Source organism: Haloferax sp. DFSO52 (assembly GCF_048158745.1).
In the GTDB taxonomy this organism is placed as follows: Archaea; Halobacteriota; Halobacteria; order Halobacteriales; family Haloferacaceae; genus Haloferax.
Window position 1 is genome coordinate 1,147,060 of record NZ_JBLOPB010000001.1, and the last position, 12,997, is coordinate 1,160,056.

Here is a 12,997-nt window from a genome sequence, read left to right on the forward strand (position 1 = left end):
TCAGTCTGTCTGTGGAATCGCGACCGTTCCGACGACGAAGAACGCGACTGCGAGCGCAGCGAGAATCACGAGGTTGCCCACCCACTCTCCACCGGAGTAGGTCAGTGCACGGACGCCTCGAGCGAAGTAGGTCAACGGCGAGAGATTCAGCGCCGGTTGGAACCACGCCGGGAGTAACGCGGGCGTCACGAACGTGTCCGAGAGGAACAACAGCGGGAGCGCGATGGCGTTGCTCGCGGCGATGACGCCGTCTTGCGACCCGGCGACGCTCCCGATGATGGCACCGAGACCACAGAAGAGCGTCACGCCGAGGGCGATGAACGGAACGAGTGCCAGCGTCGCCAGCGACAGCGGAACCGACGCCCCGGTGACGAGAACGGAGAGCCCGAGGAGCAACAGCGCTGCGAGGCCGATGATGACCACGTTGACGAGCGAGTGGGCCAACAACCACTCGCTTCGCGTCAGTGGCGTCGTCGCCAACTTCTCGAACCGGTTGCCGTCGCGGTGGCGGGCGATGGTGCTCCCGACGCGCGACAGGGGCGTAAAGAGCACGACGACGGCGAGATAGCCAGCGATGTAGTACTCCTTCGGTTCGGCGAAGAGCCCACCGCCAGTCGGTTGGGTCTGCACCAGTGCGCCGAAGATGACGACGATGATAGCCGGGAAGAAGAACGTGAAGAAGACGGCCGTTCGCCGTCGCAGGAACGAGTGCCACGAGGCGACGAACTCCGAGCGAACGCGTTCGAGACTGCTCATTGGTCACCTCCAATCGCGGCGGCAGCAGCGGGTCGTGCACCCTCGAACTGCTCGCCCGTCAGCGAGAGATACACCTCTTCGAGACCGGGTTGCTTCCAGACGAGCGACTCGTAGACGACGCCTGCGTCGTCGAAGGCGGCGACTGCCGCACCAATCTCACGCGGGCCGACACCGTAGACGGTGATACCGTCGTCCGTCACGTCGCCAGCGAGTGAGTCGGGAAGTGAGACCGAATCGAGGTCGATGTCGTTCGCGATCCGGACGACGAGTCTGCTCTCGCCACCGTGTTCTGCGACGAGTTGGTTCGGGCGGCCGACCGTGACGAGTCGCCCCTCGTTGAGAAATCCGACACGGTCTGCGAGGCGCTCGACTTCTGCCATCGAATGGCTCGTCAGAAAGACCGTCGTCCCGCTGTCGGCCAAGTCGTCGATGAGCGACCAGAGCGCCCGGCGACCAGCGGGGTCGATGCCGGTCGTCGGCTCGTCGAGGAAGAGCACGTCCGGGTCGTTCACGAGCGTCAGTGCGATACAGGCACGGCGCTGTTGGCCGCCCGAGAGGTTCTCGTACCACGTGTCGCCCGTGTCGGCGAGTCCAACGTCGTCGAGGACGGCGTCTGGGTCGCGAGCGTCGTCGTAGAGACCGGCGTAGTACGCGACGAGTTCGCGAGCAGTGAGCCGTCCTGCCGGGCGAAAGTCCTGCGGCAAGAGGCCAAGTCGCTGGCGGTCCACGTCTGTGGGTTCGGTGCCGAGGACGGACGCAGACCCGCTGTCGGGCGTCGTGGTTCCCGTGAGTGCGCGAATCAGCGTCGTCTTCCCCGCGCCGTTCGGGCCGATGAGGCCGAAGACCTCTCCTTCGGCGACGGACAGGGAGACGCCCGAGAGCGCCGCCACGTCGCCGTATGACTTCGTGAGGTCGTCAGCGACGAGTACCTCGTTCATGTGGTATTCGACGGACTGGACGGGTGGTAAGCAATTCGGAATCGACGCTGGGATAGAGACCCACGAGTGGCACCGACGGACTGGGAGGCGAGTGGCGCCGACGGACCGGTCGATGAATCTTACTGACGGACCGGCCGACGACTGTCATCGACAGACCGGTCAACGGCTCCCACATCGACCAGAGGAAGTCTTACTCCCGATGAGCACTACTACGTTGACATGAACGGTTCCCGACGCGCCTTCCTCACGACGGCAGGAGCAGCCATGTTCGGTGGTCTCGCCGGGTGCATGGGCGCTCCGGGCGGTGGTGGTACTGGTGAGACGACCACATCGACGGGCGACGAGACGACCACCGCAGACGGGTCGACGACGAACCAACAGACGACTCCCGGTGCGAGCGGTGACCTCTCCAGTCTCGAACTTCGCTACGAAACGCTCGCCAGTGGGTTCACTTCCCCCGTCGATGTCGCGATTCCGGAGGCGTTCGACGGCGACCGACGGTTCGTGGTCGACCAACCCGGTCGGATGTGGCTTCACGACGAGACGGGACTGCGGTCAGACCCGTATCTCGACATCACCGACCAGGTGGTCGAACTGCGTGGCTACGACGAACGCGGTTTTCTCGGCGTCGCCTTCCACCCGGAATTTGCAGACAACGGGCGACTGTACCTCCGATATAGCGCCCCAAAGCGCTCGGGGACACCGTCGAACTACAGTCACACGTTCGTCCTGAGCGAACTGACGGTGGACCCCGAGGCGACGACGGTCTCGGCCGAATCCGAGCGAACACTCCTCGAAATCCCACAACCCCAGTCGAATCACAACGCCGGCGCACTCGCGTTCGGCCCCGACGGCTACCTCTACGTCGCTGTCGGAGACGGTGGCGCAGCGAACGACGACGGGACCGGTCACGTCGACGACTGGTACGACGCCGTCGCGGGCGGAAACGGACAGGACGTGTCGGCGAACCTCCTCGGGAGCATCCTGCGACTCGACGTGGACAGCGAAGGCGGCGTCACTGGCGACGAAGACAAACCGTACGGCATCCCCGACGACAACCCACTCGTCGGACGTTCGGGATTCGACGAACAGTACGCGTGGGGGTTGCGGAACCCGTGGCGTCTCTCGTTCGATGGCGACGATTTCTACGTCGCAGACGTTGGACAGGGCAGGTGGGAAGAGGTGAACCTGGTCGAAGCGGGCGGCAACTACGGGTGGAACGTCCGCGAAGGCGCACACTGCTTCCGAGCGAGTCAGTGTCCGACTGAGACGCCAGACGGAGACCAACTCGTCGACCCTGTGCTCGAATATCCACACTCTGGAATCGGTCCATCTGGCGTCGCCGTCATCGGTGGCTACGTCTACCGTGGCGAGGAAATTCCAGCGCTCTCGGGCGCGTACGTCTTCGCCGACTGGCAATCACAGGGGCGACTGTTCGCCGCCCTGCCGCAGGAAACCCATCCGTGGGATATCGTGGAAATTCCCATCACCGACCGCGACGATGGCGGAACGAACGTGCTCGCGTTCGGCCGCGACCCGGCCGGCGAACTCTACGTTTGCACGAGTGGAAACAGGGGTGTGAGCGGGAGTTCAGGGACGTTGAACCGCCTTCGGGGTGTGTGACTCAGTCGCCGCCGACGTTGACGCGCCGGCCTGTCGTCGCCGACTCGTAGGCGGCCTCAGTGAGTGCCGTGACACGGAGCGCGTCTTCTGCGGGGATAGCCAATTCGGCCTCGTCGCGGGCGGCGTCGACGAAATTTCGGAGTTTCTTCTCGGTCAGTCGTTCGAAATCGGGGACTGGTGGTGTCGCACGGTACGTCACGTCACCTTCCCGCACCTCGATGGTCTTGCCGTCGAAGACGACCATTCCATCGGTGCCGATGATGCGGAGGGACTCGCCCGGGTCCGGAATACTCGAGCCGTCACCGGAGACAGCGACGCTCGCGGTCAGTCGGTCCCCATCTCGGTCGAGAACGACGGCGAGCGCGGAGTTCACGTCCACGTCGTAGCCTCGGTGGTCGACGGCGGCGGCGACGGTGACGGGTTTCGAGCGAGTGACCCAGAGCATCGCGTCGAGGAGGTGCGACCCGGAGTCGTACAGTTGCCCGCCGCCAGAGAGCGCTGGGTCGCCGCGCCACTCGTCTTTCGTCCACTGAATCCACTCCTGTTCGAGGTGACAGACGACCATGTGTGGGTCGCCGATTCGTCCGGTGTCGACGATGCGACGCAGTTCGTGGAACCGCGGGTCGAAATGTCGCTGATAACCGACAGCGAGCGTGAGGCCTGCGTCGTCTGCGCGGTCGATGAGGGTCTGTGCCCCGCCGAGGTCTGTCACCATCGGTTTTTCGAGGTGGACGTGCAGTCCTGCGTCCAGCGCCGCGAGCGCCTGGTCGAAGTGCTTTGTGTGTGGTGAGGCGATGGTCACGGCGTCGAGGAACTCGGCTTCGATGAGTTCGCCAACCGATTCGTAGGTCGGGACGCCGAACTCGTCGGCGAAGCGCTCACGAGCCTCCTCGTCCGGGTCGACACCGGCGACGATACTCACACCATCCATCTCGTCGAGGAGACGGCACTCCATTACACCGAGATTTCCGAGGCCGATACCCGCAACTCGAAACATGGCTTACATGTCGTGTTCGGGCGGCAAAAGCGTGCGGGAGAAACGCGTACTCGCTCTCTCACGAGCGAAATGGTGGGTCGCGCGTCCGGATGTTGGGTTTACTCGGACACTTTGCCGCAACTCACACCACTCGAACACTTCGCCGCAACTCGCACCCTTTAGTCGAAGCCAGTCGTGTCATCGAGTATGAGTCTCGACTATCGGCGACTCGGTTCGACCGGGACGCGCGTCTCGGAACTGTGTTTCGGCACGTGGCGATTCGGCCGACAGAGTAGTGGCGTCTTAGAGACCGACGAGGAGGACGCTCACGAACTCCTCGACGCGTACGAGGAACTCGGTGGCAACTTCATCGACACCGCGAACGTCTACGGCGACCCGAACGGCACCTCCGAGCAGTACATCGGAAACTGGCTGGAAGAACGCGACCGCGAAGACTACGTCCTCGCCTCGAAGGTGTACTTCCCCTTCGACGAAGACAACCCGAACGGACGTGGCCTCTCGCGAACGCACATCCGCAATCAAATCGAGGGGACGCTCGACCGACTTGGCACGGACTATCTCGACCTCTACTACATCCATCGCTGGGACGACGAGACGCCTATCGAGGAGACGCTGCAGACGCTCAACGGACTTGTCGAAGAAGGCAAAGTGAACTATCTCGGTGCCTCGACGATGGCGGCGTGGCAACTCACGAAGGCCCTCTGGAAGTCGGACGTGAACGACTACGCTCGCTTCGACGTGACCCAACCGCTGTTCCACGCGGGGTACTACGAAGACGTGAAAGACTACCTCGACGTCTGCGGCGACCAGGAGATTGCGGTCTGTCCGTACTCGCCGCTCGCGGGTGGATTCCTCACCGGCAAGTACGAACGCGCCGACCCGGACGACCCATCGGCGTACGTCGCTCCAGACGGTTCTCGCGGCTCGTTCGACGACCGATTCGAGCAGTTCTACCTCTCTGAGCGAGGATGGCACGTCCTCGACGAGGTGCGCGCCGTCGCGGACGAAGTCGACGCCAGTCCCGCACAGGTCGCCCTCCGGTGGCTCATGGACTATCCAGAGGCGACTGTCGTCCCCATCGTCGGCGCACGGACCATCGACCAACTACGCGAGAACGTCGGCGCGGCGGACGTGGATCTCTCTTCGGACCAGTGGGAGCGCATCATGAACGCCCGCTACGACGAGTCGGGCAAGCGCTGGGGTCACTGAGCGGCCGACGACCGAACCGATTTTTCAGGCGATTTCGAGGTCTCTGAGATAGTCACAGACCACGTGCGCGTAGAGGACGACGGCGACGAACCCAGCGAGCGACGTTGCGCCAGTCAGCACCAGTGCACCGACGGCGACACCCCAGATGAGATGGTGGGTGAACAAGCGCTTGAGGTTGAACCGTGGGCCGAACCCTTCGAACACTTTCTCCTGTTCGAACAGCCCCACTCGCGGATTCGTCACAGCGAGTCTGAGATTTCCCCAGTCGCCGCGTTCGACTCGAGCGAGGACGAAGTGGTCCAAATCGACGAAGACACTCAGAAACACCGCACCTGCGACGAGAACCGGAAGGCCGCCGGGCGGCTCCAACACTATCGCGGCGACGACGCCGACGACGCTTCCCACGACTGCGTGTTCGAGTGATTTCACGAGTGGGTTGTATTCACGCGCTGACGTGCGGTCGAACCCGCCGAAGAATCACGTCCGGGTCGTACTCGTCTTCGGATTTGTCCCAGACGCGTTCGCCGTCCACGCTGACGGTGAGGACGCCGTGGTCGCCCGTCACGAGTGCGACGCGCTCTAGTTTCTGCCCGAACTGCTGGAGCAACTGGTGTTGAATCTCTTCGGCGCGTTCGAGGAAGCCACACGGGACACAGTATTCGATTTCGACCACAGTCATACGTCGGTGTAGCGGACGAACGAGTAAAAACGAGTGGGGCGAATCGGGGGACTTCGCCGGACGATTACTCTCCGAATCCGGGTCGCCACCGAAGCAAGACGACGGTGACGAGGAAGACGAGCGTCGAGAGGTCGTACGAGAACGTCGTCACGGTCAGCGCCAGTGCCGTTCCGCTCCCGAAGACGCTCGTCGCGAGCGACGTGAGAATCGGCCACGAACACGAAACACACGAGAAGAGGCCGACGACGCCCGAGACTGCTGCGCCCGCCGCTTCGACGACCGTGTCGTAGACGAGGAACGCCAGCGCGGCGTAGCCGACGACTCGCGCGGGCATGAGGATGAGGTTGAACAGGTCGCCGCCGTAGACGAGCGCTGGCCCCCAACCCGGCGGGAGGAACGCGACACGAATACCCTCGGTCCCACCCGGAACGGGCGAGGTGACGAGGCCGCCAGCGACTGCCAGGAGTGCGAAGTAGCCGACTGCGATGGCGGCGGCCCGTCGCTTCGTCTGTGTCGATGCGGCCGCGACGCGTGTATCGAACATGACCCAGAGACCGACGACGACCCACGTCACGCCGTAGAGCGCGTATCGCGGCGCGCCGACACTCGCGTCTGTGAACAGGAGGTAGGCGAACGCCAGAATCAACGTGGTGTTTACAGCAAACGCTGCACGAAGGAGACTGTCCCGCGACGGGCGAGGGAGTGCGGTTGCGGTGGCCATGTTCAGAGGGCGAGGGTATCGACGACGATAGCGAGGAGCAACATCCCGAGGTAGGCGTTGGAGGCGTGGAACGCGCGGAATGCCGCCGTGTCGTCGCGTTCGTAGTGCAGGCGCACGACGAAGTAGAGGAACGCGCCGCCGAAGATGACGCTCGTCAGGACGTAGACGACGCCGAGTGCGTCCATCACGGCGAGGCCGGCGGCGGCGACGAGTGTCGCGGCCAACCACCAGACGATGTGTTTTCGCGTCTCGGTCTCACCGCGAACGACTGGCATCATCGGGAATCCGCCACGGGCGTAGTCGTCCTTGTACGCGAGTGCGAGGTTGTAGAAGTGCGCTGGCGTCCACAGGAAGATGACGACGGCGAGGACGATACCGCCGAGTCCGATGTCACCCGTGACTGCGACCCAACCGATGAGCGCCGGGAGCGCTCCGGCAGCGCCGCCGATGACCGTGTTCTGGACGGTGTTCGGCTTCAGGATGAGTGTGTAGACGACGCTGTAGAACGCGATGGCGACGAGGCCGAGAACGGCCGCAAGCCAGTTGACCGACGCAAAGAGCGCCACCGACGCGATTGCCAACAGGACACCGAACGCGATGGCGTTGCGCACGGGGACGAGGTCCACCGCGAGTGGCCGGTCGCTCGTGCGTTGCATCCGACGGTCGATGTCGCGTTCGAGGACGTGATTGAACGTCCCCGACGCGCCGATAGAGAGGACGCCCCCGCCGAGCGTCGCAGCGATGACCTGTGGCGTGAGGCCGGGTGAGACGGTTCCTGCGAGCGTCATCGCCGCCGACGCGACGAGACACAGGAGCCACATCAACCGTGGCTTCATCAGCCGGAAGTACGCATACGCCGTCGCCTTCGCTCGCGCGACGGGGTCAGTGGGTATCGGTGGACGTTCACCGTCGTCTGCCGGCGGCGCGACCGAGGGTCTTCCGACTGGCCTGTCGGACGGGTCGCCGGTCACTTCTTCGAGCGTCCACGCGAGGGCGACGAGAAGGCCACCAAAGATGGCCATCCCGATGACGAGGTGGACCGTCGAGAGCGCTGCAGTCGCGCCGAGCGTCGCGACGACTGCGCCCAGTCCGGCCTGTACCGGATAGAGCGCCGCCGATGCAGTCACCGTCGCTTTCACCCGACGAGACGCATCAGAACGCCACGCCGACACGAGCGTTACGAGAGCTAAGAGGCCGACGAGGACGGCAGCGATGCGATGGCCGAACGCGACCCACCCGTCCAGCGTAGACGGGAGCGAGAACCCTTCACCACAGGCGGGCCACGCGGCACACGCGGCGTTCGCATCAGTGAGTGCCGTCGTCGCGCCGACGAGAAGCAAGACGTAGACTCCCATCGCCGTCGCCGCGAGGAGGCCATGGAAGGTGTTCGAAGCGCGCGTCGTGGCCACTGTATTCACCTACGGAGTCATTAGGCAGTCCCGTATTTAGGAGCCCCGTTTTTTCGGTCCCACGAGCGTCGTATCGCCCCTTCATATGCTGGGGTGGGGTACAAAAGGGATGGCGTGAGAGTCGGTACGCATTTATGCGGTTGTTCCTAACCCCCGATTAGCATGAGAAAGACGCGTTTCGCGCTCGCGTCTCTGCTCGCGGCAGTCGTGATGGCGCTCGTCGCCACCCCTGCCGCAGCACAGGCGTCCACCACCGTGGAACTAATCAACCAGTTGAACGGGAAGCTTCTGTACATCGCCATCCCGATTACCGTGCTCGTCGAGGTCATCCTCCTCTACACGGTCATCAAGTTCCGCAACAGCGAGCGCGCACTGCCGACAAAGGAGAACCGCCGACTCGAAATCACGTGGACCATCGCCACTGCCATCATCCTGCTGTTCGTCGGCGTCGCCTCCTACGGCGTGCTGGCCAACGAGGACGTGACTTACCAGGGCAACGACATCGACATGTCCGACGACCCGGTCGTCATCACGGCAGAAGCCTACCAGTGGGGCTGGAACATGTACTACCCCGAAGAGGGCAACTTCACCTCGGGTAGCGAAATCGTCGTTCCTGAAGGGCAACCGGTCTACATCCAGGTGACCTCCCAGGACGTGATTCACGGCTTCCACGTCCCGGAACTCGGTCTCAAGACGGACGCGATGCCCGGTCAGGTAAACACCATCAAGACCGTCCCGACAGAACAGGGCACCTACCAGGGCTACTGTACTGAGTACTGTGGTGTCGCTCACTCGCAGATGTACTTCACCGTCGAAGTCGTCTCCGAAGAAGAGTACCAAGACTGGCTCGACGAGCAGCAGTCGTCGAACAGCGGTTCGTCGGGTTCGTCCTCCAACAACTCCTCGTCCAGTAACTCGACTGCGCTCGCCGTCCCACAGTAACGCAGTCTCCCTTTTCCTCTGACCACGACGCTCCAAGTGACGACGCTCGTCGCGTCAAACCGTCGCGACTGACGGGATGGTAGCGTCGCACGCTCAACGATAGAATTCGGCTGAGAGAACCGCTTCAGCAGCGCCGCTCGGTGATGCGGTCGATGATACGCCCGGTCGAGAGGAGTTCGTCGTCGTACGTCTTCTCTCGCGGCGTCGCACGAGCGACTTCGCAGTCGATACCGCGCTCGGCGAGCGCGGATTTGATCGCCGCTTCGTCGTGGTGCTGGTCGTATCCGAGGACGACGACGCTGGGGGCTATCTCCTCTATTGGGACGAAGATGTCGTCCGGATGGCCGAGGTGTGCCTCGTCGACGACGTCGAGAGCGGCGACCATGTCGCGTCGCTGTCGGTCGTCGAGTATCGGTTTCGGTTTGTGCGTCACGTTCTCCCCGCGTGCGATGATGACGTGGAGTTCGTCACCCATCGCTTTCGCGTCCGCCAGATAGTGGACGTGGCCGGGGTGGAGAATGTCGAACGTTCCCTGTGCAATAACTCGTCTCATCGGTCTAACTCCGCGTCGATATCTTCCTGTGTGAAGTCGAAGAACGATTCTGGGTCCGGGAGGTCCACGTCGTACACCGGGAGGTCTCGTGGCGCTCCGGACTGGTCGAACACCTCCCAGTCGTTCGGGCCGTACGGGTGGCCCATGATGATGTGTGCGGTGCCACTCCCGAAGGTGTCGAGGTCGGCATCGCTCGGTCGAAGCACGCCGTTGGGGTGTGAGTGAATCGACCCGACGGCACGGAAGTCGTTCGGAACGAGGTCGGTCCGGACGGTCGCGCTGACTGGGTCCGAGACAGTCCCCGGAATGACGAGTACGTCGGTTACGAGGAGGCCGTCGCGGTCGAGTCCGAACTGACCGGCGTCCTCAGCGCGGAGGAGCCCCATGTACTCGTTGGGATGTGTCTCCGTAGCCGCTTCGAGTGCGAAGTCGAGGGTCTCGGCTGCGATTCCGATGACCTCTCGCGACCGGAACAGTCGCATACCGAGTCGTCGGCGGGCGCTCCATCTAAGAGTTGCGGAAGGGTTGTCGAATTCGACGGCGACCCCAGTCGGTCCGGACGTTTCTCGCGGCGCGTTCGACGAGTGCGTCTATTCGGACACCGTCACGGAGTATTCGAAGTCGTGTTCGTTGCGCCCGTCGATGTCTTCTGCGACGTGAAACCCGTAGTCGTACACGCCGGCGTCGGCGTCGGACGCGACGTGAACGGGCACTCGGAGCGTGACGTCCGTGCAGTCGTCCCAGAGCCAAATCGGAGGACAGGAATCCGCCTGCGCGTCTATCGGGGGGCGCTTCTCGAGGTCGCCGAACCGAACTGGCGCGTCCGTGGCCCCACACGTGTACAGTCGCGTGTCGAATCTGAACGCGGTGATTCCGGTCACCGTTATCTCGAACACCGTCGATTCGCCCGGCGAAACCGACGGTTCTTCGACGGCGACCGGCGGCGGCCAGTTTCCGTCCGTACACGATGGGCGACTCCCGAGACAGCCACTTGCGACTCCGGATGCCGCGAGACAGATTCCAGCGAGGAGTTCACGTCGGTTCATACACGTCGTCTGGTCGGTGCGGTGTGCACCCTCCACGGGCGTATCGGTCTGGGACTGCTTTTATCTTACCCGACAGCGTGCAGTTCGAGCCGAATCCGAAATCACCAACTTCGGCGGGCGCTCCTTCGAGTAACGGCGGCGCTCACGAGACGCTTTTGTAAAGCTTAACACCAACCCCCGACCTAGCGAGACTATGAGTGACGAGCACGCCGGGGATTCCGGCGCAGACTCGGGTCCGAATTCGGACTCACGACCTATCGTCTACGATTTAGCACCGAACTGCACTGTCGACGACACCGAACTCGACGCGTACTACCACGCCGTCGTCAACGGCGTCGTCGAATACGGTATCTTCGTGGATGTCTCTGATTCCGTCTCTGGACTCATCCACGAGTCGAATCTCTCGACCGACTACGAGGTTGGAGACCGACTCGTCGTCCGCCTGGACGAAGTCCGCGAGAACGGAGACATCGCGTTCCTCGAAGAGACGCCGGACAACTACCGCACGCAAATCGTCGAACACGAGCCGACGATTACGCCAATCTCCGACCTCGCGGTCGGTGAGAGCGCGACCATCGAAGGCGTCGTCGCGCAAATCAAGCAGACCGGCGGCCCAACCGTCTTCCGCATCGCCGACGACTCGGGAATCATCGCCGCGGCCGCGTTCGAAGAGGCCGGCGTTCGGGCGTTCCCGCACGTCGAAATCGACGACGTCATCCGCATGAACGGCACCGTCGAAGACCACGAAGGGACGCGTCAACTCGAAGTCGACGGACTGTCGGTTCTCGAAGACGAGGCGGCCGACGAGGCACGCGAGCGAATCGACGCTGCGATGGACGAACTCGCCGAACCCGAAGACGTCGACCCACTCGTCGAGTGGCCCGCGTTCGAGAAACTCCGCGAGGACCTCGAAGATGTCGCCCGACTCCTGCGCCGGACGGTCCTCGAAGGCCGCCCGATTCGCGTCCGTCACCACGCCGACGGCGACGGCATGTGTGCGTCTGTTCCGGTCCAACTGGCCCTCGAGAAGTTCATCACCGACGTTCACGACGACCCTGACGCGCCGCGACACCTGTTCAAGCGCCTCCCGAGTAAGGCACCGTTCTACGAGATGGAAGACGTCACGCGCGACCTGAACTTCGCGCTGGAAGGCCGCGCCCGCCACGGCCAGCGGCTTCCCTTCCTCCTCATGCTCGACAACGGGTCGACCGAAGAGGACGTGCCTGCCTACGAGAACCTCGCACACTACGACGTGCCCATCGCCGTCGTCGACCACCACCACCCCGACCCAGAGGCGGTCAATCCGCTGCTCGACGCGCACGTCAACCCGTATCTCCACGGCGAAGACTACCGTATCACGACGGGGATGATGTGTGTCGAACTCGCGCGCATGATCTATCCCGACGTGACCGACGAACTCCGTCACGTTCCGGCAGTCGCCGGTCTCTCGGACCGCTCGAAGGCCGAAGTCATGGACGACTACATCGCACTGGCCGAAGCGGAAGGCTACGACCGCGACAAACTCCTCGACGTGGGTGAGGCGCTCGACTACGCCGCCCACTGGCTTCGCTACAACGACGGCGCGTCCATCGTCAACGACGTGCTCAACGTCGGCTGTGACGACGAAACCCGACACCGCGAACTCGTCGAGTTCCTCTCTTCTCGCGCCGAGCGCGACGTCGACCGCCAACTCGAAGCGGCCGAACCCCACCTCGAACACGAGCGACTCGACAGCGGGGCCAACCTCTACCGCATCGACCTCGACAAGTGGGCCCACCGCTTTACCTACCCCGCGCCGGGCAAGACGACGGGCAAACTCCACGACCGGAAGGTCCAGGAGACTGGCGAACCCGTCATCACCATCGGCTACGGTCCCGACTTCGCCGTCCTCCGGTCTGACGGCGTCCGCCTCGACATCCCGCGGATGGTCGCCGAACTGAACGAGGAAGTCGTCGGCGGCGGCGTCTCCGGTGGCGGCCACCTCGTCGTCGGGTCTATCAAGTTCGTCAGCGGCATGCGCGAGGAAGTCATCGACACGCTCGTCGAGAAGATGGCCGAAGCAGACATCGACGAAGAACTCTCGACGACGGCGTAAGCCGACGCTCGCGTTCGACACACGCACAG

At 63.5% G+C, this 12,997-nt stretch carries 14 protein-coding genes; 4 read left to right on the top strand and 10 right to left on the bottom strand.

Annotated elements, in window-relative coordinates; genetic code table 11:
• Together ACK3SC_RS05935 and ACK3SC_RS05940 are read right to left on the bottom strand one after the other, a co-directional pair.
• Positions 1-756 (bottom strand): ABC transporter permease, encoded by a 756-nt coding sequence (locus ACK3SC_RS05935; protein ID WP_416839192.1) that lies wholly within the window; start codon positions 754-756, stop codon positions 1-3.
• Complete coding sequence (locus ACK3SC_RS05940) at positions 753-1,694, bottom strand: ABC transporter ATP-binding protein (RefSeq protein WP_416839193.1); 942 nt, start codon at positions 1,692-1,694, stop codon at positions 753-755. The genes ACK3SC_RS05935 and ACK3SC_RS05940 overlap by 4 nt, the downstream gene beginning before the upstream one ends.
• A 219-nt stretch (positions 1,695-1,913) precedes the next feature.
• Here ACK3SC_RS05940 and ACK3SC_RS05945 point away from each other — a divergent pair, with 219 nt between their 5' ends.
• On the top strand, positions 1,914-3,317 hold the full coding sequence (locus tag ACK3SC_RS05945) for a PQQ-dependent sugar dehydrogenase (RefSeq protein WP_416839194.1): 1,404 nt from the start codon (positions 1,914-1,916) through the stop codon (positions 3,315-3,317).
• Between the two features lies 1 nt (position 3,318).
• On the opposite strand, the gene ACK3SC_RS05950 is transcribed toward ACK3SC_RS05945, so the two are convergent.
• The gene (locus ACK3SC_RS05950; RefSeq protein ID WP_416839195.1) at positions 3,319-4,314 is read right to left on the bottom strand and encodes a Gfo/Idh/MocA family protein; all 996 of its coding nucleotides are present in this window, start codon (positions 4,312-4,314) and stop codon (positions 3,319-3,321) included.
• A gap of 186 nt (positions 4,315-4,500) precedes the next feature.
• Between ACK3SC_RS05950 and ACK3SC_RS05955 the strand changes: the two genes are divergently transcribed.
• Positions 4,501-5,523 carry an aldo/keto reductase gene (locus tag ACK3SC_RS05955; RefSeq protein WP_416839196.1) on the top strand — a complete coding sequence of 341 codons (1,023 nt, stop codon included), beginning with the start codon at positions 4,501-4,503 and terminating at the stop codon, positions 5,521-5,523.
• Positions 5,524-5,547: 24 nt separating this feature from the next.
• Here ACK3SC_RS05955 and ACK3SC_RS05960 read toward each other — a convergent pair whose 3' ends face one another.
• From ACK3SC_RS05960 to cyoE, 4 genes are all read right to left on the bottom strand, one after another.
• Positions 5,548-5,952: a hypothetical protein gene (locus tag ACK3SC_RS05960; RefSeq protein WP_416839197.1), complete on the bottom strand. Its 405-nt coding sequence runs from the start codon at positions 5,950-5,952 to the stop codon at positions 5,548-5,550.
• A 13-nt stretch (positions 5,953-5,965) separates the two neighbouring features.
• Entirely contained in the window at positions 5,966-6,202 is a 237-nt protein-coding gene (locus ACK3SC_RS05965) for a SelT/SelW/SelH family protein (protein WP_416839198.1), read from the bottom strand.
• A gap of 64 nt (positions 6,203-6,266) precedes the next feature.
• The gene (locus ACK3SC_RS05970; RefSeq protein WP_416839199.1) at positions 6,267-6,923 is read right to left on the bottom strand and encodes a hypothetical protein; all 657 of its coding nucleotides are present in this window, start codon (positions 6,921-6,923) and stop codon (positions 6,267-6,269) included.
• A gap of 2 nt (positions 6,924-6,925) precedes the next feature.
• Positions 6,926-8,332 carry a heme o synthase gene (gene cyoE / locus ACK3SC_RS05975; protein WP_416839200.1) on the bottom strand — a complete coding sequence of 469 codons (1,407 nt, stop codon included), beginning with the start codon at positions 8,330-8,332 and terminating at the stop codon, positions 6,926-6,928.
• A 162-nt stretch (positions 8,333-8,494) separates the two neighbouring features.
• On the opposite strand from cyoE, the gene coxB reads away from it, so the two are divergent.
• The gene (gene coxB / locus ACK3SC_RS05980; RefSeq protein WP_416839201.1) at positions 8,495-9,274 is read left to right on the top strand and encodes a cytochrome c oxidase subunit II; all 780 of its coding nucleotides are present in this window, start codon (positions 8,495-8,497) and stop codon (positions 9,272-9,274) included.
• A gap of 124 nt (positions 9,275-9,398) precedes the next feature.
• Here the strand turns inward: coxB and ACK3SC_RS05985 are convergent, their stop codons facing one another.
• From ACK3SC_RS05985 to ACK3SC_RS05995, 3 genes are all read right to left on the bottom strand, one after another.
• The gene (locus tag ACK3SC_RS05985; RefSeq protein ID WP_416839202.1) at positions 9,399-9,827 is read right to left on the bottom strand and encodes an adenylyltransferase/cytidyltransferase family protein; all 429 of its coding nucleotides are present in this window, start codon (positions 9,825-9,827) and stop codon (positions 9,399-9,401) included.
• The gene (locus ACK3SC_RS05990; RefSeq protein WP_416839203.1) at positions 9,824-10,309 is read right to left on the bottom strand and encodes a Mov34/MPN/PAD-1 family protein; all 486 of its coding nucleotides are present in this window, start codon (positions 10,307-10,309) and stop codon (positions 9,824-9,826) included. The genes ACK3SC_RS05985 and ACK3SC_RS05990 overlap by 4 nt, the downstream gene beginning before the upstream one ends.
• A 108-nt stretch (positions 10,310-10,417) precedes the next feature.
• Positions 10,418-10,873, bottom strand: coding sequence for a hypothetical protein (locus tag ACK3SC_RS05995; RefSeq protein WP_416839204.1), 456 nt, complete (start codon positions 10,871-10,873; stop codon positions 10,418-10,420).
• A 193-nt stretch (positions 10,874-11,066) separates the two neighbouring features.
• On the opposite strand from ACK3SC_RS05995, the gene ACK3SC_RS06000 reads away from it, so the two are divergent.
• On the top strand, positions 11,067-12,968 hold the full coding sequence (locus ACK3SC_RS06000) for a DHH family phosphoesterase (protein ID WP_416839205.1): 1,902 nt from the start codon (positions 11,067-11,069) through the stop codon (positions 12,966-12,968).
• Positions 12,969-12,997 lie beyond the last annotated feature (29 nt).

Bases quoted from the DNA above. Each gene is read 5' to 3' on its own strand.
- coxB (WP_416839201.1), top strand. From the start codon at position 8,495: ATGAGAAAGACGCGTTTCGCGCTCGCGTCTCTGCTCGCGGCAGTCGTG.
- ACK3SC_RS05945 (WP_416839194.1), top strand. From the start codon at position 1,914: ATGAACGGTTCCCGACGCGCCTTCCTCACGACGGCAGGAGCAGCCATG.
- ACK3SC_RS05970 (WP_416839199.1), bottom strand. From the start codon at position 6,923: ATGGCCACCGCAACCGCACTCCCTCGCCCGTCGCGGGACAGTCTCCTT.
- ACK3SC_RS05955 (WP_416839196.1), top strand. From the start codon at position 4,501: ATGAGTCTCGACTATCGGCGACTCGGTTCGACCGGGACGCGCGTCTCG.
- ACK3SC_RS05965 (WP_416839198.1), bottom strand. From the start codon at position 6,202: ATGACTGTGGTCGAAATCGAATACTGTGTCCCGTGTGGCTTCCTCGAA.
- ACK3SC_RS05995 (WP_416839204.1), bottom strand. From the start codon at position 10,873: ATGAACCGACGTGAACTCCTCGCTGGAATCTGTCTCGCGGCATCCGGA.
- ACK3SC_RS05990 (WP_416839203.1), bottom strand. From the start codon at position 10,309: ATGCGACTGTTCCGGTCGCGAGAGGTCATCGGAATCGCAGCCGAGACC.
- ACK3SC_RS05935 (WP_416839192.1), bottom strand. From the start codon at position 756: ATGAGCAGTCTCGAACGCGTTCGCTCGGAGTTCGTCGCCTCGTGGCAC.
- ACK3SC_RS06000 (WP_416839205.1), top strand. From the start codon at position 11,067: ATGAGTGACGAGCACGCCGGGGATTCCGGCGCAGACTCGGGTCCGAAT.
- ACK3SC_RS05950 (WP_416839195.1), bottom strand. From the start codon at position 4,314: ATGTTTCGAGTTGCGGGTATCGGCCTCGGAAATCTCGGTGTAATGGAG.
- ACK3SC_RS05985 (WP_416839202.1), bottom strand. From the start codon at position 9,827: ATGAGACGAGTTATTGCACAGGGAACGTTCGACATTCTCCACCCCGGC.
- ACK3SC_RS05940 (WP_416839193.1), bottom strand. From the start codon at position 1,694: ATGAACGAGGTACTCGTCGCTGACGACCTCACGAAGTCATACGGCGAC.